At 47.7% G+C, this 20586-nt stretch carries 23 protein-coding genes; 5 read left to right on the forward strand and 18 right to left on the reverse strand.

Features of this window, described 5'->3' with window-relative positions; translation table 11 throughout:
• Positions 1-8: 8 nt before the first annotated feature.
• The 16 genes from IEW74_RS00460 to IEW74_RS00535 all read right to left on the reverse strand — a co-directional run bounded on the left by IEW74_RS00460 (position 9) and on the right by IEW74_RS00535 (position 15288).
• Positions 9-983, reverse strand: coding sequence for a M23 family metallopeptidase (locus IEW74_RS00460; protein WP_188659870.1), 975 nt, complete (start codon positions 981-983; stop codon positions 9-11).
• Positions 984-1021: 38 nt separating this feature from the next.
• Complete coding sequence (locus tag IEW74_RS00465; protein ID WP_188659872.1) at positions 1022-1657, reverse strand: protein-L-isoaspartate(D-aspartate) O-methyltransferase; 636 nt, start codon at positions 1655-1657, stop codon at positions 1022-1024.
• Positions 1654-2424 carry a 5'/3'-nucleotidase SurE gene (gene surE, locus IEW74_RS00470; protein ID WP_188659875.1) on the reverse strand — a complete coding sequence of 257 codons (771 nt, stop codon included), beginning with the start codon at positions 2422-2424 and terminating at the stop codon, positions 1654-1656. The genes IEW74_RS00465 and surE overlap by 4 nt, the downstream gene beginning before the upstream one ends.
• Complete coding sequence (serS, locus tag IEW74_RS00475) at positions 2421-3698, reverse strand: serine--tRNA ligase (protein ID WP_188659878.1); 1278 nt, start codon at positions 3696-3698, stop codon at positions 2421-2423. Before serS ends, surE begins: the two co-directional genes overlap by 4 nt.
• A gap of 12 nt (positions 3699-3710) precedes the next feature.
• A complete protein-coding gene (tatC, locus tag IEW74_RS00480; protein WP_308419081.1) occupies positions 3711-4532 on the reverse strand; it encodes a twin-arginine translocase subunit TatC in 822 nt (273 codons plus the stop codon).
• 11 nt (positions 4533-4543) lie between these two features.
• Positions 4544-4942, reverse strand: coding sequence for a Sec-independent protein translocase protein TatB (gene tatB, locus IEW74_RS00485; protein ID WP_188659889.1), 399 nt, complete (start codon positions 4940-4942; stop codon positions 4544-4546).
• A 33-nt stretch (positions 4943-4975) separates the two neighbouring features.
• Positions 4976-5203, reverse strand: a complete 228-nt coding sequence (gene tatA / locus IEW74_RS00490; protein ID WP_188659890.1) for a twin-arginine translocase TatA/TatE family subunit — start codon at positions 5201-5203, stop codon at positions 4976-4978.
• Positions 5204-5297: 94 nt separating this feature from the next.
• The gene (locus tag IEW74_RS00495; RefSeq protein ID WP_188659892.1) at positions 5298-6353 is read right to left on the reverse strand and encodes an ABC transporter ATP-binding protein; all 1056 of its coding nucleotides are present in this window, start codon (positions 6351-6353) and stop codon (positions 5298-5300) included.
• A 12-nt stretch (positions 6354-6365) separates the two neighbouring features.
• Positions 6366-8024 (reverse strand): ABC transporter permease, encoded by a 1659-nt coding sequence (locus tag IEW74_RS00500; RefSeq protein WP_188659894.1) that lies wholly within the window; start codon positions 8022-8024, stop codon positions 6366-6368.
• Between the two features lie 109 nt (positions 8025-8133).
• Positions 8134-8775, reverse strand: a complete 642-nt coding sequence (gene scpB, locus IEW74_RS00505; protein WP_188659896.1) for an SMC-Scp complex subunit ScpB — start codon at positions 8773-8775, stop codon at positions 8134-8136.
• Entirely contained in the window at positions 8776-9573 is a 798-nt protein-coding gene (locus tag IEW74_RS00510) for a segregation and condensation protein A (RefSeq protein WP_188659898.1), read from the reverse strand. It abuts the gene before it with no gap.
• Positions 9574-9579: 6 nt separating this feature from the next.
• Positions 9580-10272: a site-2 protease family protein gene (locus IEW74_RS00515; protein WP_188659900.1), complete on the reverse strand. Its 693-nt coding sequence runs from the start codon at positions 10270-10272 to the stop codon at positions 9580-9582.
• A gap of 1 nt (position 10273) precedes the next feature.
• Positions 10274-11311 carry a beta-N-acetylhexosaminidase gene (nagZ, locus tag IEW74_RS00520; RefSeq protein ID WP_188659902.1) on the reverse strand — a complete coding sequence of 346 codons (1038 nt, stop codon included), beginning with the start codon at positions 11309-11311 and terminating at the stop codon, positions 10274-10276.
• A complete protein-coding gene (locus tag IEW74_RS00525; protein WP_188659904.1) occupies positions 11295-12350 on the reverse strand; it encodes an SPOR domain-containing protein in 1056 nt (351 codons plus the stop codon). The genes nagZ and IEW74_RS00525 overlap by 17 nt, the downstream gene beginning before the upstream one ends.
• The gene (gene argS, locus IEW74_RS00530; protein WP_188659907.1) at positions 12350-14101 is read right to left on the reverse strand and encodes an arginine--tRNA ligase; all 1752 of its coding nucleotides are present in this window, start codon (positions 14099-14101) and stop codon (positions 12350-12352) included. Before argS ends, IEW74_RS00525 begins: the two co-directional genes overlap by 1 nt.
• Entirely contained in the window at positions 14098-15288 is a 1191-nt protein-coding gene (locus IEW74_RS00535) for a deoxyguanosinetriphosphate triphosphohydrolase (protein WP_188659910.1), read from the reverse strand. The genes argS and IEW74_RS00535 overlap by 4 nt, the downstream gene beginning before the upstream one ends.
• Before the next feature lie 104 nt (positions 15289-15392).
• On the opposite strand from IEW74_RS00535, the gene erpA reads away from it, so the two are divergent.
• On the forward strand, positions 15393-15725 hold the full coding sequence (gene erpA / locus IEW74_RS00540) for an iron-sulfur cluster insertion protein ErpA (protein WP_188659913.1): 333 nt from the start codon (positions 15393-15395) through the stop codon (positions 15723-15725).
• A 10-nt stretch (positions 15726-15735) separates the two neighbouring features.
• Here erpA and IEW74_RS00545 read toward each other — a convergent pair whose 3' ends face one another.
• On the reverse strand, positions 15736-16422 hold the full coding sequence (locus IEW74_RS00545; RefSeq protein ID WP_188659916.1) for a hypothetical protein: 687 nt from the start codon (positions 16420-16422) through the stop codon (positions 15736-15738).
• Between the two features lie 50 nt (positions 16423-16472).
• On the opposite strand from IEW74_RS00545, the gene xth reads away from it, so the two are divergent.
• Together xth and IEW74_RS00555 are read left to right on the forward strand one after the other, a co-directional pair.
• Complete coding sequence (gene xth / locus IEW74_RS00550; protein WP_188659918.1) at positions 16473-17246, forward strand: exodeoxyribonuclease III; 774 nt, start codon at positions 16473-16475, stop codon at positions 17244-17246.
• 1 nt (position 17247) lies between these two features.
• A complete protein-coding gene (locus IEW74_RS00555) occupies positions 17248-17601 on the forward strand; it encodes a VOC family protein (RefSeq protein WP_188659921.1) in 354 nt (117 codons plus the stop codon).
• On the opposite strand, the gene IEW74_RS00560 is transcribed toward IEW74_RS00555, so the two are convergent.
• A complete protein-coding gene (locus tag IEW74_RS00560; RefSeq protein ID WP_188659924.1) occupies positions 17598-18455 on the reverse strand; it encodes an ATP-binding protein in 858 nt (285 codons plus the stop codon). The two genes, IEW74_RS00555 and IEW74_RS00560, sit on opposite strands and share 4 nt — an antisense overlap.
• A 134-nt stretch (positions 18456-18589) precedes the next feature.
• Between IEW74_RS00560 and yajC the strand changes: the two genes are divergently transcribed.
• Together yajC and secD are read left to right on the forward strand one after the other, a co-directional pair.
• Positions 18590-18988 (forward strand): preprotein translocase subunit YajC, encoded by a 399-nt coding sequence (gene yajC, locus IEW74_RS00565; protein ID WP_188659927.1) that lies wholly within the window; start codon positions 18590-18592, stop codon positions 18986-18988.
• Between the two features lie 31 nt (positions 18989-19019).
• On the forward strand, positions 19020-20579 hold the full coding sequence (secD, locus tag IEW74_RS00570) for a protein translocase subunit SecD (protein ID WP_188659930.1): 1560 nt from the start codon (positions 19020-19022) through the stop codon (positions 20577-20579).
• Positions 20580-20586 lie beyond the last annotated feature (7 nt).

Genomic DNA, 20586 nt, shown 5'->3' on the forward strand with positions numbered 1-20586 from the left:
TTATCCAGTTACCCTTTTAAGAACCCGTTGGGGTTAACCGGGTTCATACCCCGGCGGATTTCGAAGTGGAGTTGAGGAGTGACCACACTGCCGCTGCTGCCTACGCTTGCGATGGATTGCCCGCGCGTTACTTTTTGGCCGCGTGTGACCAATATTTTATCAACATGGGCATAAGCCGTAATCCAACCGCCGCTATGTTTTACAAGGATCATATTGCCAAACCCGCGCAGTTCATTGCCACTGTAAGCAACGACACCGTTTTCAGCAGCTTTTACAGGGGCACCGCGTTTGGCAGAAATATTGATACCGTCATTGCGTAATCCATCGCGTTTGGTCCCAAAACCAGAGATAATCCGCCCCTTGATCGGCCATGCAAAACGGCTACTGGATCGTGGTGCCGGTTTGGGAATGGCTTTGCGATTGAGGTGCGGCTCCGCTTTCGCTTGCATTGTGGATTTATTTTTGGGCTTGGTGGTAACTTCGGCATTGACCCGTGGCGGTACATCCAGATTTTTAGACGCCGTTGTTAAATTCCCTGAATTGGGCAGTTTTAATCGCTGTCCCGGTGTCAGGGTAAACGGGGATTTTAGATTGTTGGTTTTGGCCAATGTATAAACATCGGTGCGATACTGTCTGGAGACCGAATAAAGTGTATCACCGGGTTGAACAACATGAACCGGACCTTGCGGCAGATAAAGTCGTTGGTCGATCTTTAAATGAAAAGGCGGTTTCAGGGCATTTCTTTCGATAAGTCCCCGCACAGAAACATCGTGTTTGCGCGAAATGGCATAAACGGTATCGCCTTTTTGAACCACAACTGTTCCCGGTATCGCTTTGGGCTGTTCTGCCTTTTCTTTTTCAATTGATTGTGTGGCAGGGGGGCGATAGCTTCCTTGCCCTTCAAAGGGGACTTCCACCCAACCACAGGCAGCAAGGCTGAAAAGCAGGGCGAAAACGCCAATATGTCGCGATGTTCTAAACATGATGCGGATTATGCCCAAGCTTAATCAGGGTTTCAAACTTATTCTGGCAAACCGGGAAGAAGAGGGACAAAACGAACCTTTTCCAATTCTTCCACATCAAAACCATCTTCGGTACGCGTCACGCGAATAAGCCATTGTGCAGAGGTATCTTCCCCAATCGGTAAAACCATAATACCGCCAACAGATAACTGATCGGCAAGGGCAGGGGGAACATCTACGGCCGCAGCGGTGACCATGATACGATCAAACGGGGCTTGTTTGGGCCAGCCTAATGTTCCGTCCCCGCAATGGGTTGTAATATTGGTTTGCCTGAAATCATGGAAGCGTTTTTCAGCCTGTTCCAATAAAGGCTTGAACCGTTCAATCGTATAAAGACGGCGGCAAAGCTTTGCCAAAACCAAAGCCTGATAGCCTGACCCTGTCCCGATTTCAAGTACCTTCATACGGTCATTGACCTGAAGCTTTTCTGTCATATAGGCGACAATATAAGGCTGACTGAGCGTCTGGTTATACCCAATCGGTAATGCGATATTGTCATAAGCCTGATCTAAAAAGCTGGCTGCAACAAAACTTTCACGTGGAATACGTTCCAGTGCAGCTAACACATTGGTATCGGTAATGCCTTGTCGGCGTAATTCCATGAGAAGGCGAATTTTCTGGGCTTCGATACTCATAACAGTTCCCCCTGTAAGTCAGTGAGTGTCGAATAATCTGTAAAATCAAGCGAGATCGGCGTTATTGAAATTTTGCCGTGCGTGATCGCGTATAAATCCGTTCCTTCATGGAAAGTTTGTTGAGAACGCAAAGCACCGACCCAAAAATATTCTTCTCCGCGCGGATCAATTCCTTTGGCCAGATCATCCCCGATTTTGCGCCGGCCTTGTTGCGTAACCTCAATTCCTTGTACAGATTTTGCAACCACATCCGGGAAGTTTACATTTATCAATGTATTTTTTGGCCAACCGATCGCAGCCAGCTTTCGCAAGACATCCGGGCCATGCGTCTGGGCGGTTGCCCATTTCACCCGATCAGGATCAGCATAAAATTGTGACAAGGCGATCGCAGGCACTCCTAACAAGGTGGCTTCCATCGCCGCCGCAACCGTACCGGAATAGGTGATATCTTCGCCGAGATTCCCGCCACGGTTTACACCGGAAAGTACCAAATCAGGCGGGTTATCTTTCATAATTTCATTCAAAGCCAACAAAACACTGTCGGTCGGCGTCCCATCCACGCTGAAACGTTGATCTGAATGTTTATGAATACGCAAAGGGCGGCGAAGGGTGAGGGAATGCCCGGTTGCACTTTGTTCCGTTTCCGGCGCAACCACCCAGACCTCTTTCGCCACCTCTTTGGCAATATGTTCCAGTACCTTCAAGCCCGGTGCATGGATACCGTCGTCATTTGATATCAAAATTCGGGCTTGGGACAGGTCTATCATTTGTTTGGCTCGATAACCTCAAGGCCACCCATGTAGGGACGCAGAACCTCAGGCACGATGACGCTGCCATCGGCTTGTTGGTAATTCTCAAGAACGGCAACCAAGCACCGACCGACTGCCAGGCCGGACCCGTTTAAGGTATGCACAAACTGCGGTTTTTTCTCACCTTCTGCGCGGTAACGGGCCTTCATACGGCGAGCCTGAAAATCCCCTGTTGTGGAACAGGATGAAATTTCACGATAACGGTCCTGACCCGGCAACCAAACTTCGATGTCATAAGTGCGGCGGGCGCTAAAGCCCATATCGCCCGCGCAAAGCGTAATCACGCGGTAGGGAAGTTTCAAACCTTGTAAAACCGCTTCGGCACAACCGGTCATACGTTCCAGTTCCGCATCCGATTCTTCAGGTTTGGTGACACAAACCATCTCAACCTTACTAAACTGATGCTGACGGATCATCCCGCGTGTATCCTTGCCCGCAGACCCCGCTTCGGAACGGAAACACCATGTCATAGCCGTATAACGACGCGGCAGATAATCTTCCGACAGAATTTCCCCGGCGACAATATTCGTCAGCGGAACTTCGGCCGTGGGGATCATCCAGAACCCGTCTTCGGTACGAAACAGGTCTTCGGAAAATTTCGGCAATTGCCCCGTGCCATAAAGGGCTGCGTCCTTCACTAAGGCCGGCGGATTTACTTCGATAAATCCGTGTTGCATGGTGTGGAGATCAAGCATGTAAGAGGCCAAGGCGCGTTCCATACGGGCAAGGGCACCAGACAGTAAAACGAACCGGGACCCGGAGAGTTTGGCCGCAGTTTCAAAATCCATCAGGCCAAGTGTTTCGCCTATATCGAAATGCTCTTTCGCTTCAAAATCAAAAGATGGAACCTCGCCCCATTTGCGGACTTCAACGTTATCGTCTTCATCCTTACCATCCGGCACATCATCGTAAGGAAGGTTGGGCAAGGACATGAGCGCATTTTCAAGCTCGGCTTCCTTGGTTTTTGCCTGTTCTTCCAACTCGGCTTGTAAATTTTTGGATTGCGAGACTTTTTCCATAATATCGGAAGCATCGCGACCTTCGCGTTTGGCAAGTCCAATTTCTTTGGACAGCTTGTTGCGCTCTGCCTGAACGTCTTGGGCGCGCGTTAAAATATCACGGCGTTCGGTATCAAGCGCAATCAGACGTTCCGCCTGTGCCTCTTGCCCACGTCGTGCCAGCCCTGTATCGAATTGATCAGGGTTATCTCGTATCCATTTAATATCGAACATAGCTACAAAGCCTTAAGTCATATTGAAGTCTGTTTCTTCGAATTCATCGTCATCTTCTTCATCTTCGATGTCGCCGCGTTTTTTTTCTACGCTGCGCACCGAAATGATAGAGATTTCATACAAAAACAGAATGGGAATTGCCAGCCCTACTTGCGAAATAATATCGGGTGGGGTCATAAGGGCTGCGGCGATAAAGGTCACAACAACAGCATATTTACGTTTTGCGGCAAGACCGCGTGAGGTTGCGGCCCCGATACGCGCCATTAAAGTTAAAACCAGTGGCAGTTGAAAACTGATACCAAAGGCAAAAATCAACTTCATAACCAGCGAGAGGTATTCATTGACCTTTGCTTCCAACTGGATAGGCAACGTGCCATCGGTGCCCAAGGTTTCAAAGCTAAGGAAGAATTTCCAGGCCAATGGCATAATGAAATAATAGACCAGTGCGCCACCCAGTGCGAACAGGATTGGCGATAAAACCAGATAAGGCGCAAGGGCGGCTTTCTCGTTTTTATAAAGACCCGGTGCTAAAAATTTCCAAAATTGGGTCGCAATAACAGGAAAGGCAAGAAACAGGGCTGCAAAGAATGAAACTTTAATCTGCGTAAAAAATGCTTCATGCAGCGCCGTATAGATCATGCGGCGATTGCCGCCAAGTTCGGAAAGAATAGTCGCAAGGGGATGAACCAGAAATCCGTAAATTTCGTTGGCAAAGTAATAACACCCCAAAAAAGCGACGAACAGAGCACCAACCGCAACGGTCAGGCGGTTTTTCAGTTCAATCAGATGCTCCATTAAGGGCATCGTATTTTCAACGGCTTGAGGTTCTTGCACGGCCTAACTCGTTATTTCTTTTCTGATTGATCCGATACTGCATCCTTTTTCGGGACAGCAACTTGTTCTTCGTTTTGCAACGGGGATGGCTCTTTCATGGAATTATTGAAAGCGGCCGCCTCTTTCGAAAGGTCCATTCCTTTTTCAATTGATCCATCTGAATCAATCGCCTTGGCGACTTGGCTTTTCACGTCAAAATTACGGGCGGATTGAATGGACTTTTTGACTTCCTCCAATTCCGTATCCCGGATCATATCATCGACGTTGTTTTGAAATTCACGCATCATATGCTTGGCTTTTCCGATCATCTTGGCCATTGCACGCATTGCTTTGGGCAAATCGCGTGGGCCGATGATAAGAACAGCAAGAATCACAATGGTGACGATTTCCGTCCAACCGATATCAAACATCGATTCTATCCAGATTCAGGGAAAGGGAAGGGCTTAAGAGACGTCTTTTTTCTCGGAAGACGCCGGAACTTCCGTTTCTTCTTTAGCTGAGATCGCAGCTTGGTCGTCTGCTTTGGCTTCTTCTTCGCCTTCTTTCAGGCCGGATTTGAAGTTCTTGACGCCTTTTGCAACATCGCCCATGACTTTAGGCAATTTGCCTGCGCCGAAAATGATCAAAACAATGACAAGGACAAGGACAACTTGCCAAACACCAATACCCATGCGAGGTCTCCAAGATTTTAGTTATACAATTGTTGACAAGCATATAAGCAGAAAGATGGAAGCCCGGCAATGCTAAAGGCACAATTTTTTACATTTAGCAGGCGCGAAATACAAAGGCGCGCGCAGGGTCCATTGTTGCAACAATATTTTGATCTACGATAGGTTTCAACTGACTATCAATACGTGCATGCAAATGTGTGCAAGCCCCCGTTTCATCTTCAACACAAAGATGCAGCAAGCTGTCTCGTCCCAGATAACGGGCGGCCTCAATTTTTGTTGTATGGAAATGCTGATCAACATCGTTTCTGGGCCGGACAATCACGTTTTCCGGTCGAATGAGGACGTCAACAATTTCACCTTCGTTAAAGCCAGATACTGGAACACTGCCCAAAATAGTTTGTGCGGTGCTCTCTTTAATGACCCCTTTAATGATATTGATTTCCCCAAAGAAAGAGGCTGCAAAATGGTCAATCGGATTTGTATAAAGTTCGTGCGGCGCCCCGTCCTGAATAATGGAACCGCCCTTCATCAAGACAATACGGTCAGCCATAAACATGGCTTCTTCCGGGTCATGGGTAACCATCACGGCAGCGACATTTGTTGATTTTAAAACATGCAGGGTTTCATCACGAATATCAGCACGTAAGCCTGAATCAAGGCCGGAAAAAGGTTCATCCAACAACATGATCCCCGGCTTTGGCGCCAAAGCACGCGCAAGCGCGACACGTTGTTGTTGTCCGCCAGACAAGGTATGGGGCAGGGCATGGGCGTATTTATCCATGCGGACCTGTTTTAAAACTTCGAGAACACGGCGTTCTGTTTCAGGTTTAGAATATCCTTTGAGGCCAAAGGCGACATTTTGAAAAATATTCAAATGCGGGAAAAGTGCAAAATCCTGAAAAAGAAAACCGATGTGCCGTTTTTCCGGCGGTAAGACTTTCGTGCCATCGGTTACGATTTTATCGCCGAGCATAACCCGACCACTTAACGGGCTTTCCAAACCTGCACAAACCCGCAAGGTTGATGTCTTGCCACATCCACTGGGACCAAGCAAACAGACAAATTCACCGGCTTTCACATGAAGGCTGAGATTATCCAGAACGCAAAAACCATCAAAAGAAAGTCTTATATCTTCAAGCTTTAAAACCATATTCGTTCTGTCCTAATTTTCTTGACCCGGGCGTGATTTCGCAATGGTGCGACTGATCATAATCACCGGAATAATACCAACGAGTACCATTGCAAGTGCTGCACTGGAAGCTTCGGCCAATTGTTCATCACTTGCCAGTTCAAATGTGCGAACGGCTAGTGTAGTAAAATTGAACGGGCGCATAATCATGGTTGCTGGAAGTTCTTTAATCACATCGACAAAGACTAAAATCCCGGCACTAAACATACTGGCACGAATAAGCGGGAGATGTACTTTTTTAAGGGTTTCGGATGGATTATGTCCAAGCGTACGTGACGCGCAATCCATATTTTGTGTGATTTTACCCAATCCGGCCTCAATGCCATTAAAAGAAACAGACAAAAACCGGACAATATAGGCAAAAACAACGGCAACGATTGTTCCAGACAGAATCAATCCGGTTGAAAAACCCAGATGTTCGCGCGCCCAACTATCCACGAGGTTATCGGTCCAGGCAAACGGCAGCATAATGCCAACCGCCAGAACAGATCCTGGCACAGCATAACCGATAGACGCGGCACGCACACCGAATTTGGTAAAAAATGACGGGCGAAGTCTGGCGCCATAGGCCATTAAAACAGCCAAGAAGACAGCAAGCAAAGCCGCGACACAGGCAAGAATGAAACTGTTAAAGGCGAATTCGACAAATTGCAGGTTCATCCACCATTCGGTTGTTTGAAAAGCCCAGTTTAACAAGACGCCTGCGGGCAGTAAAAAACCCAATAAAACAGGAAAAAAACAAGCCAGAATGCAAATGACTTGCTTCAGGGGCGACATTTCCAACTTGCTTAACGCCCGATAGCGCACGGTGGTATGATGATAAGCTGCTTTACCACGTGAATAACGTTCAAGGGCGATTAAGCTGACAATAAAAATAAGCAGACATGCGCCCAGTTGTGCCGCTGCCGCCGGTTCCCCCATGCCAAACCACGTTCGGTAAATGCCTGTGGTAAAGGTATCAACCGCAAAGAAATGAACGGTGCCAAAATCATTCAGGGTTTCCATCAGGGCAAGGGCACTTCCTGCCGCAATTGCGGGACGTGCCAAGGGAAAGGCAACATCTTTAAAAGCCTGCCAAGGGGTGCGCCCAAGGGTACGGCTGACTTCCAAAACGCAAATGGATTGTTCAAGGAATGCAGCGCGCGACAACATATAGACATAGGGATAAAGCACCAATGTAAACATGGTCATCGCCCCCCAAACTGAACGGATTTCAGGGAACCAGTAATCACGCCGCGAGGTCCAGCCGAAAATCTCGCGCAAGACAGTTTGTACGGGACCGGCAAAATCTGTGAGCCCGGTGTAGGTATAGGCAATCACATAAGCCGGGACCGCCAAGGGCAGCAAAAGCGCCCATTCAAACACCTTTTGTCCCGGAAAACGGCACATGGTGACAATCCACGCGCACCCCGTACCGACCACAAGCGTACCTGTGCCCACACCAACCAATAAAAGAACGGAATTATAGATATAGTTCCCAAGCACCGTATCGGCCAAATGCGACCAGATTTCACCTGTAGGAACGAATACATAGGAAACAACAATGAAAACAGGTGAGGCAATAATCAGCGCGGTGATAACGGTGAAGAGAGTCCAGCCGTTAAAGAGATTTTGCAATCCGTATTGTTTCATGGCCACGCGTTTTTATTTGTAAGGTTGTTGTTTTTGAAAATGACTTGCAATAACAAATATACAAAAGAAGTTGATCCGTCCAGCAGAAATACTGGCAATTTTTCTATGATTATTCTTCTGCGAGCGGTTCGATCAATTCGTCTTCATCTTCCGGTTGATCGGGGTGGTCAAACGGCAGTTCCATTTCCCCGCGCACACTATAGGCATTGATGGCGGGGCGGGCATCCAGCAGGCCAGCTGATTTCAATTCTTCGATCCCCGGCAGGTCTTCGACCCGTTCCAACCCGAATTGATCAAGAAAATCAATCGTGGTGCCCCATGTCATGGGCCGTCCCGGTGTCCGTCTGCGTCCGCGCGGTTTGATCCAATCGGCTTCAAACAAAACATCTAGCGTCCCTTTTGAAAGGGAAACACCACGAATTTCTTCAATCTCAGCACGGGTTACCGGTTGATGATAGGCGATAATGGCTAAAGTTTCGATGGCGGCACGCGATAAGGTTTTTACGTTTTCGCGATATTCGCTTAATTTTTCCGCTAAATCCGGTGCCGTGCGAAACGCCCATGCATTGCCACGTCGGACCAGATTGACCCCTTTATTGGCATATTCTTCCTGAAGGGTTTTCAGCAAGGCTTTTAGATCAATTTCATCTTCAAAATAATTGGAAAGTTTGCGTTCGCCCAAGGGTTCCTTGGTTGCAAAAAGAACGGCTTCCAAAAGGCGGAGGTTTTGCGTGAACTGTTCGTCGCTCATTTACTTGGTCTCCATATCCGGGCTTTGGATATAAATCGGGCCGAAGGTATCGGATTGTCTGATTTTCACTTTACCATCACGTGCCATTTCCAAAGCAGCGGCAAAGGTGGACGCAATTGCAGAACGGGTATGAAGGCTGTTTTTCAAATCCTTGGGCAGAAAATGCATTAACGTTGTCCATTCCGGTATTTTCCCAAGGAAAGCGCGTAACCGTTCAATCGCCATATCCATAGAATAAAGGTCTGTGGGTTCAATATGAAGAGTTTGATCCACATGCTTGTTCATCTGGTCCCCATAAGCCTTCATCAAGTCGTATAACGTGACATCATAGGTCACATCATCCAGCTTGCCGAAATTTTCCGGTTCCCCCCGGCGAAAGATTGTCAGGTTTAAAGCGTTGCGTTCCAGCAAGGTCTGCCCGGCATTACGCATAGCTTCCAATCGTTGCAATTGAAAGGCGAGGGCGGCAGCCATTTCTTCGGCGCTTGGTTCTTCTTCACTGGCTTGTGCCGGGATCAACAAACGGCTTTTCAGATAAGCCAACCAGGCCGCCATAACAAGGTAATCCGCCGCCAGTTCCAGATTTTGGCGACGGGCTTCTGCCACCCACAACAAATATTGATCGGCCAGTTCCAAAATGGACAGATGGATCAAATCAACCTTTTGATCGCGGGCCAATTCCAACAGGATATCCAGCGGCCCTTCAAACCCATCCAGATCAATAATCAGTGACGCTTTTTTGCGCTTTGGGCGCAGGTCATCGTCTTCATGCTGATCAAGATCAATAAGATTGGCCATCACGTTTTACCCCGCGATACCGACCATATAGGCAATTCCATAAGTGATATAGTCAGCAGGAACTTTAACCAACCACCAAAAAATATTTAAGTTTAAGCCGATAATACTTCCTAAATAGGGTACTAAAAAAATCATGCCCAATAAAATGAACATGCCATAACGTTCAAGGCTTGCCAAACGCATAGCTAATGGATGGGGTAATAGACCAACAGCAATCCGCCCGCCATCTAATGGGGGCAAAGGTATTAAGTTAAAAACGCACAATATTACATTGATATACAAAGAATTTTTAAGGTTATGACCTAACCAGTTTGCGACATCAGGAGGCATTAAAGGTAAGGTATAAAATAACAAAGCAGAGATAATGGCTATCAGGATATTGGCCCCTGGCCCAGCCGCCGCCACCAGCACCATATCACGCCGGATATTGGAAAAATTGCGCATGTTAACCGGGACGGGTTTGGCATAACCAAACATCATTTTTCCACCGGATAGCAACAGCATCAACCCCGGCATTAAAAGCGTGCCGAACGGGTCAATATGCTTAATCGGATTGAATGTAACACGCCCCATCATGTAGGCCGTATGATCGCCAAGGCGCCAAGCCACCCAGCCATGTGCGGCTTCGTGTAAGGTCACGGCAATGATAATCGGAATGATCCAGACTGAAACCATAAAACCGATGTTGGCAAAATCCATGTTACAAGACCAATTCCATCAGGGTGTTGAAACGATGTTCGGCTTGGTCAAAGTCAATCTCTTCCAGATTTTCCCGACACATTTTCCAGCCTTCTTCCAGACGGTCATCGGTTTGATCATTAATCGGTCGCAAACCTTCGGCAACCGCCAGCATTTCGTCGCGTTCCCCGTTACAATGAAGGACAAGGTCACATCCGGCTTCCAAGGCGCTTTGTGCCCGGTTTGTAAAATCACCTTCCAAGGCATGCATGGAAAGGTCATCCGAAATCAAAATGCCGTTGAAACCAATTTGGCAGCGAATAACATCTTCGATCAGGCGTGGCGACATGGTTGCCGGTGCATAAGGGTCGATATCGCTGTAAACGATATGTGCCGTCATCGCCCAAGGCATATCCGCCAGATCAATAAAGGGGCGGAAATCGACACTTTCCAGAATATCAAGGGTGGTATCGACAACTGGCAAAGCCTTATGGCTGTCCACAGTTGCCCGCCCATGACCTGGGATATGTTTTACAATAGGCAAGACACCGCCTGCCATGAAGCCCCGACAGGCCGCCCGGCCCAAAACAGCCACCATTTCCGGGTGTGTGGAATAAGCCCGATCACTGATAATCGGATCGGCATCTTCTGTCGGAATATCCAGTACAGGGGCACAATCCACATTAATGCCAAGGTCCATTAATTCCGAGGCAAACAGGCGTGCGTTTAAGTGCGTTGCTTCCAATCCCATTTCCAGATTAAAAGCCGCCAGTTCACCGATTTTGGCCGCTGTCGGGGCTGCACGCCAATGCGGTGGCTTTAACCGGGCAACACGTCCGCCTTCCTGATCAATCAGGATCGGCACATCCGGGTGTGAGACACAACTTCGTAAATCATCACAAAGTTCACGCACCTGATAGGGATTATCGATATTGCGGGCAAAAAGAATAAAACCAAGCGGATTCACATCGCGAAAGAAATCACGTTCCCAGTCATTCAGTTCCAATCCCTCACAGCCAAAAATGACGGCATTCGGATTGTCATTATCGTACTTTGACAATGAAGCACCCCACTTTACGTTTTTTGAATTGCGCGCATAAAGATTTCGCTTTATCCGCCGTTTGAACCGGACCAAGGCGTAAACGGTAATAAATGCCTTTTTCAGGCCCTAAATCCGCCTTGACGATATGGACGGGAAGATCGCCGATAATATCGGTGTTTTTGGCCTTGATCTTATCCCAAGTGGATTGCACGCCACTTTCGCTTTTTGACGACAGCAATTGCAGAATGTACCCGGCCTGATCCAGTGGCTTTATCTCACTTGGAATGGTTTTCGGCTTTTCTTCTACCTTTGCCATTGCCGTTTTGGGGGCTGGGGCGGGTGTTGGCTGTTCAACTTGTGTTTCTTCACCAAGGGCTTCAGCGATTTTCGCATTCAGGTCTTCTTTATCCTGTTGCGTTGGTGCGTTCTGTGGTGAATTTTCAGGTTCATCTTCGGGTGTTGTGGCCTCTTCTATACCGCGTTTCACCAACGCGCGTGGTGAATTGGGGTCGTCAATTTGCACGGGGGCCGGTGCAGGTTCAGATATATTTTTCGCCAAATCTTCTGACGGTACCTCGGGTAAGGCCGGTGTCGGGGTTTCTGATTGTGTTGCTTGCTCTGTTGTATCCGTTGCAGCGACATCTTCGCTTGGCGTGAGTGGCGTTTCCATGTCAGGCAGGGGGATACTTTGAACAGGCTTATCCAAGGGTTGTTCTGCCCGTGGTAACAAACGTTCCAGCTTGGGTTCCGTATTATCACCGGCCACACGGTCATAGACCGTCTTATCACGGTTGGGAACAGCCATCCCGCCGGGATCATCCGGTTTTTCCTTGGTCGGGCTGTCTGTTGCGCGCACAAGCGGCACGTCATCATGGTTTTGCGCCCCGATTCCTACGAAATACCAGGCACCACCTGCCAAACCGGCAATGACCGTGGCAGCGACCAGAAGCTTTACAGCTTTACCGCCGCCGCCTTCGTTTGACGAAACGGGCTTGTAATCATAGGCATCCGAAGACGGGTCCATTAAATCGTCGTCGAAATCATCCCTATGCGGCATTAACGCAACTCCTCACGTGGTTCAACACCCAAAACCAACAAACCGGATGCAATTACCAAAGAAACAGCCTTTAACAAAGCAAGACGCGCTTTGGTCAATTCCAGATTATCGGCATGCAGGAAACGCAAACTGACGTCTCCGGTGCCCTTGTTCCAAAGGGAATGGAACTCGGACGCCAAATCGTATAGGTAATAGGTAATACGATGTGGCTCATGGCTTTCGGCTGCGGCTTCGATCAGGCGCGGCCATTCCGCCATTAATCTCATTAAAGTTAGCTCAGATTCATCATTTAACAAGGACAAATCGGCTTTTGCCAAGGCGGTTTCTGTGCGGTCCAGATCGGCAAATTCTTCATCGGCCTTGCGGAACACAGAATGACAGCGCGCATGTGCATACTGAACATAAAAAACCGGGTTGTCTTTGGATTGTTCGGTGACTTTGGCAAAATCAAAATCCAGTTGCGCGTCATTCTTGCGCGTCAGCATGATGAAGCGCACAACATCTTTGGTCACTTTATTAATGACTTCGCGCAATGTAATGAATGTACCAGCCCGTTTGGACATTTTAACGGGTTCGCCGTTGTCCATCAGGTTCACCATTTGGGCAAGCTTGATGTCTAGTTCCGCTTTTCCTTCGGACATAGCTTTGACGGCGGCTTTCATCCGTTTAACGTATCCGCCGTGATCTGCGCCCATGACATCAATTAATTGATCTGAACCGCGTTGGAATTTATCAAAGTGGTAGGCAATGTCAGAGGCAAAATAAGTCCCGGAACCATCGGATTTTTTAAGCGGACGATCAACATCGTCACCAAATTCGGACGCCTTAAACAGCAATTGCGGACGCGGTTCCCAATCTTCAGGCTTTTTACCTTTCGGCGGTTCCAGCACACCAGTATAGATCAAGCCACGTTCTTCCAAATAAGCGATTGCCTTGTCAACGCCACCATTTTCAACCAATTCTTTTTCGGAAGAAAAGACATCATGGGTTACACCAAGAACGGCTAAATCCTCGCGGATCAAATCCATCATAGCATTGATTGAAAAGGCTTTAATCTCGTCCAGATAATCAGATTCTTCGGCATTCAGCCATTTGTCGCCAAATGTTTCTTTAAGTTTTTCACCGACTGGAACCAGATAATCACCGGGGTATAGGCCTTCAGGGATTTCAATCGTTTCACCGAAAGCTTCGCGGTAACGCAAATAAGCAGAACGGGCCAAGACATCAACCTGCGCCCCGGCATCGTTTATGTAATATTCTTTCGTAACTTTATAACCTGCCTTGGCTAACAACAAGGCGAGGGCATCACCGACCACGGCGCCACGGCCATGTCCGACATGCATCGGGCCTGTCGGGTTTGCAGAAACATATTCCACGTTCACCGTTTGACCGTTTCCGATATCGGAATTCCCCCAATCGGTGCCTGCTGCAAGTACGTCACATAATTTTGCATGCCAAAATTCTTGCGCCAGACGGATATTGATAAAACCGGGGCCTGCAACATCAACAGAGGTGACATGATCGATTTTGGCAATTTCCACCGCCAGCAGCTCTGCCAAGTCACGCGGTTTCATTTTGGCCTGCTTGCACAGAACCATTGCGGCATTGGTGGCAACATCACCGTGCGAGGCATCACGCGGTGGTTCACACGTCAGGCGGGATGGGTCCATGCCATCGGGCAATTTGCCTGCGGCAGATAATTTTTCAACGATAGAAGAAATTTCACAATGAAATGCTTTAAAAAAATTCATGAGTTTCTGGCCTGTACGTCAAATAAACGGGCATGTTCATCCAACGCGTAACGATCTGTAATTCCGGCAATATAATCGGCAACGACCTTTGCGGTGCGTTCCGACGGCTTGCCATCGGTGAGTTTGTACCATTCAGTCGGTAAACAGTTAGGTTCTGCCATAAACAAGGTGAACAAGTTTTGTACCACCCGGCGGGCCTTGCTGGTCATCCGATTGATTTTGTAATGACGATAAACGTTTTCAAACATAAAGGCCTTCAATTCCCGATCACATTTTTGAATGCGTTCGGAAAAAGACGCAATCGGTCCATTCGAATGACGGATATCATCAATATCTTTTGGTGAGGCATCTTTAATGCGCTGTTGCGTTTCCTGCAAGAGATCGTTGACCATATCGCCAATTAGTCTGCGAACAGCCTCGTAAATCAGGCGAGATTCATCCAAACCGGGGTATTGTTTGGCAACTTGTGCAAATGTTTCACCCACAACAGGAATATCACTTAAGTCGTCGATTCGAATAATTTCAGCGCGCAAGGCATCGTCAATATCGTGATTGTTATAGGCGATATCATCGGAAAGGGCGGCGATTTGCGCCTCCAGACTGGAATAGTTTTCCAAATCCAGATCCATAACATTTTCGTTATAGTCCAGTATCGCCTGCGGGACCGGCTTGGGATTTAAAACTTTAGAGCCCAACAAGGGACCGTTATGTTTGACAACACCTTCCACACATTCCCACGTCAGGTTCAGCCCGTCAAATTCGGCGTAGCGTTGCTCCAGTTCACTGACAACACGAAGCGATTGCGCATTATGGTCAAACCCGCCATAAGGCGCGAGGGCCTCGTCCAAGGCATCTTCCCCCGCATGTCCAAAAGGGGGATGGCCAAGATCATGGGCAAGGGCAAGCGATTCCGCCAATTCCTGATTTAAGTTGAGGTAACGACATGCTGTTCGGGCGATTTGCGCGACTTCAAGGGAATGCGTCAATCGCGTTCGGAAAAAATCGCCTTCATGGTTGACGAAAACCTGCGTTTTATACTGCAAACGACGAAAGGCCGCAGAATGAATAATGCGGTCCCGATCACGTTGGTGACAGCTTCGTGTTGCGCTTTCCGGTTCAGGAAAACAGCGGCCTTTGCTTTGTTCTGGCAGGCTGGCAAATGGGGCAAGTGAAATATGTTGGTTCATGGAAAGAAAGGTAACCTCGCGGGCCTTGATATGCAATGGGTTTGACAAATACAAAAGATAGATTACATAAAAGGCCAAAGATATTTTACAGGACGGAGTTCGATATGACTGCACAAGTTGGTTTGACACAAAGCGCAAACGAGCAGGTTAAAAAACTGATTGCGCAGGAAGGTAATCCAGATCTTAAGCTTCGCATTATGATTACCAGCGGCGGTTGTTCGGGTTTTTCCTATAATTTCAGCCTTGATGATCAAGTCAAAGCCGATGATCAGGTCTTTAGCTTTGATGATGTCGATGTACTGGTTGACGAAGCCTCCTTACCGTTTGTAGAAGGTGCGCAACTGGATTATGTGACCGATTTGATGGGGTCCAGCTTTCAAATGACCAACCCGAATGCTACATCGGAGTGCGGTTGCGGGTCGTCTTTTTCCGTTTAATCCGGCGATTTTACCAATTTGCGCACATGGCCTGTTCGCGACGATAATTGGCTTTTGTGTCGATGCGGGCGTTTTTGCGACTAATCGCCGATGACATCCGCTTAAAAAGCGGCCTGATCTGGGCATCCAGCAGGTCGCGCAATTTTTTGCTGGTGGCATTGGCTGAGCGCAAATAAACCGGGCCTATCCTTGGGGCTTTCTTGCGAACAGCACTTTCAATCGAGTTTGCATAGCGATAAAGCGTATCGCGAAAAATCTGCACATGAATATTTTCGTGATTTAAAATCGATTCATATTCGCAAGACCCTTGGGGGTATTTCGAACTGATATAAACGTTGATATTGCGATATCCGATAAAAACCTTTGCTGATTTGATAACGGCACAATAACGATCCCGGCCAAGCTGATAAACTTGTGTCGTCATTTCAAGATTATAGTTTTCATCAGCAACCGTCAGCCCATTTGGCACCCAAAGTGGCCCCATCTGGCGGCGCACCTTGTTTTTTATTTGTGACAATTGCGCGGGATTAAAACCGTTTTGATAGCGCAGGTTTCCCATAGAGGTTTCCATATAAATCTCGACACGGCGACCATCTTCGGGGCAGGTGGGCCAACCGTTTTTGGCCCATGCCTCTTGTCCTGTACCAGACAGCAACAAGCCAACAAAAAAAAGGAAAAGGAATACTGGAAACTTCATAAGGACAGTATATGTTATGGAGGACTGTTGGCTCAATGGAGAAATGACCTGTGAAAATCGCAACGTGGAACGTAAACGGGATTAATGCACGCACAGAACATTTGCTGCGCTGGTTAAAAGATTTCAATCCCGATGTCGCGCTTTTACAGGAATTAAAGACACCGGGCGATACCGTTCCAGCACTGGAATTGAAAGAACTAGGCTATCATATTGAATATGTTGGGCAAAAATCATTCAACGGCGTTGCTGTTTTATCCAAAGCACCGATTGAGGTTGTTTTACGTGCCTTACCTGGCAATGAAGTAGACGAACAAGCGCGTTATCTGGAAGCCGATACAGGCGGCGTTCGTGTTGCTTCAATCTATTTTCCCAATGGTAATCCGATCGAGTCGGAAAAGTTTGATTACAAACTGAATTTCATGGAACGGGTGATTGAACGCACCAAAGATTTATTAAGTCAGGAAATTCCTTTTGTTTTAGGTGGAGATTATAACGTCGCCCCGGATAATGGCGATGTGTACGATATTCAAAAAATGGCAAACGATGCCATTTGCCGCGAAGAAGGTCGCCGCCTTTATCGTCAACATCTTCACCTTGGATTGACCAATGCCTTTAAACTGTATCACCCTGAATCCGGTCAATTTTCATGGTGGGATTATCGCGCAGGGGGCTGGACAAAGGATCATGGTGTTCTGATTGATCACTTGTTATTGTCCCCTCAGGCTGCGGACCTGTTGACCAATGCAGACATTGATAAAACGCCACGCAGCTGGGAAAAAGCATCCGACCACACCCCGGTCTGGTGCGAATTGGAGGTTAATTGATATGACGATTTGTCCCCCCAAAGATAAAACAATCAATTACATCGAATTTCTTGTGCAGGATATTTCACGAACAAAGAAATTTTACGGTGATGTTTTTGGCTGGACCTTTAGCGATTATGGGCCGGATTATTGTGAATTTAATGATGGCCATATGACGGGTGGGTTTGCTCACGGTACACCGGTTGCCGGTGGGCCTTTGATTGTACTTTATGGCCTTGATCTCAGTGCTTTGGAAAAGGCAGTCACAGCCGCTGGTGGGGAAATCAGCAAAGAGATTTTCGATTTCCCCGGTGGTCGGCGTTTTCAGTTTAAAGACTTAGACGGATATGAACTCGCCGTCTGGTCTGAGACTTAGGAAAGTTTTTTCCCCAATCGTCCGGCCAAATCCTGAATATATTGCCATGCGACACGCCCGGACCTTGATCCACGCGTGACCGTCCATTCGATGGCCTCTGCTTTCCAGTCTTCCTCGGATATATCCAATTTATATTGTTCGATATACCCGGCAATTGCTGCGAAATAGGTGTTTTGATCCATATTGTGAAAACCAAGCCACATGCCGAAACGATCAGACAAGGAAACTTTTTCTTCAACCGTTTCTGCAGGGTTGATGGCTGTTGAACGTTCATTTTCAATCATATCGCGTGGCATTAAATGGCGACGGTTTGATGTGGCATAAAAAATGACATTTTCCGGTCGGCCCTCGATTCCACCCTCAAGAACGGCTTTCAATGATTTGTAAGAGGTATCATCACCATCAAAAGACAAATCATCGCAATAAACCAGACAACGTCGATCCGTTTGTTTCAACACTTTCAACAAGTCCGGCAGGGTTGAAAGGTCTTCGCGGTGAATTTCAACAATCAACAAGCTATGTGCTTTTTGCGCATTAATATAGGCATGGACCGCCTTAACGATAGAGCTTTTGCCCGTCCCACGCGCGCCCCATAACAAGGCATTGTTTGCCGAATATCCATTGGCAAATTGCTGTGTGTTTTGAAGGAGTAATTTCTTTTGTAATTCAATGCCTTGCAGCATATCAAGTGGCACGTGGTTGACCTGATGAATGGCATGTAAAGCGCAGGTTTCAGGGTGCCAGACAAAGGCATCGGCATGATCAAGATCGTTGTTTGCAACAGGCTTGGGGGATTGGCGTTCCAGTGCATCTGCAATTCGCAAAAGAACGGAAAGGATTTGTTGCTCGCTCATATTACTCTCATATAGGTGAAAAAAGTCTCTGAAAGCTAAGGATTCATATAGAAAATGTAAACACCGCATTGTATAGTCCCGGCCAAGTTTGGGGAATACCCAACGAGATTTCTGTTTCAACCAAGGAGTTTTCAATGCTCATTTCTCCGGCTTATGCTCAAGCTGCTGGTGGTGCCGGTGGCGGCATCGAGGCCTTTTTGCCGCTTATCCTGATCTTCATCGTCTTTTACTTCCTGATGATCCGTCCGCAGCAAAAACGTGCGAAAGAACATAAAGCCATGTTGGAAGCCGTTCGTCGCGGCGACAACATTGTGACTAACGGCGGTATTCTCGGTAAAGTGACGAAAGTCGAAAACGATACCGAACTGTCTGTCGAAATTGCCAAAGACATCGTTGTTAAGGTACGCCGCGATATGATTGCGCACGTCACAAGCAAGACAGAGCCCGCAAAAGGTGAAGACGCCGACAAGGGTGAAGAAAAAACCGAACAGGCCGGTGGTTTGAAAAAACTCTTCGGCGGTAAAAAAGACTAATCACGAACGTTAATGGAAGGGACCTTATATCATGGTCTACTTCGCCAAATGGAAAATTGCCATCGTGGTTGCTGTTTGCTTGTTGGGCGTGGCATTTGCTGCGCCCAACCTGCTTGATCGCAACACGACGGAAAATCTACCGGGTTGGCTCCCCAATCAACAGATCAGTCTAGGGCTTGATTTACGCGGTGGTTCACACCTTCTTTTGGAAGTTGAAGCCCAGACCGTTATCAATGAACGACTGGAATCTATTGTCGATTCAATTCGACAAACACTGCGTAGCGAACGTATTCGCTATACCGGACTCGGCATTCGAGATTCCCAAGTTAGCGTCCAGATTAAAAAGCCCGATCAGGTTCAACAAGCCTATGATCTGCTTCGTAAAATCGATACAGGTACTGAGACCATCAATGAAAATGGTAAAATCAGTATTACCATGACGGAAGAAGCCGTTTTGAAGGCAAAACGCTCTGCGGTTGAACAATCAATCGAAATCGTGCGCCGCCGGATTGACGAAACAGGTACAAAAGAACCCAATATTCAACGCCAAGGTGACGATCGTATCCTGATCCAGTTGCCGGGGATTGATAACCCTGAAGACGTTAAACGTCTGTTGGGTAAAACGGCAAAAATGACTTTTCATCTGGTCAATCATACGGTGACACCGGAAGATATTTTGGCCGGACGCATTCCCCCGGGAACGATTGCCTTGCCGGACGCGGAAAATGAAAACACCAAAATTGCCGTTCGCCGTAAAGTCGAAGTGAGCGGCGATATGTTGATTGACAGTCAGCCGACATTTCAGGATGCGCAACCTGTCGTTTCCTTTACCTTCAATGCGTTAGGTGGAAAGAAATTCGGGCAGGTCACATCTAAAAACGTCAATCGCCGCCTTGCGATTGTTTTGGATGGCAAAGTCATCAGTGCACCGAATATCCAAGGCCCGATTTTGGGTGGCAGCGGGATCATTACCGGACGTTTCAGCGTTCAGGAAGCCAATGATCTGTCGCTTTTGCTGCGTGCGGGTGCACTGCCGGCACCTTTGGTCATTCTTGAAGAACGCACCGTTGGTCCGGGCTTGGGGGCTGATTCGATTGAAGCGGGTAAAGTTGCCTCCGTCATCGGTTTGTTGGGGGTTATCATCTTTATGGTTGCCAGCTACGGACGTTTTGGGATTTATGCGGATATCGCATTGATGTTTAATATTATTCTCATCGGTGCAGCTTTATCTGTCTTACAGGCCACCTTGACCTTGCCCGGTATTGCCGGGATTGTCCTGACGATCGGTATGGCGGTTGATGCCAACGTTTTGATTTTCGAACGGATCCGCGAAGAAACGCGTAATGGACTTGGTCCCATTGCGGCGATTGATTCCGGGTATAAGCGGGCGATTAAAACCATTGTCGATGCGAACGTCACCACATTGATTGCAGCTGTCTTGCTTTATCAATTTGGTTCTGGTCCGGTGCGCGGTTTTGCTGTGACATTGGCCATCGGTATCCTGACATCCATGTTTACGGCGATTATGTTGACCCGTTTGCAGGTTGTCGTGTGGTTACGTCGTACCAAACCCAAAACACTTGAACTGTAGAGGAGGG

Source organism: Terasakiella brassicae, from assembly GCF_014641495.1.
Classification (GTDB): Bacteria; Pseudomonadota; Alphaproteobacteria; order Rhodospirillales; family Terasakiellaceae; genus Terasakiella; species Terasakiella brassicae.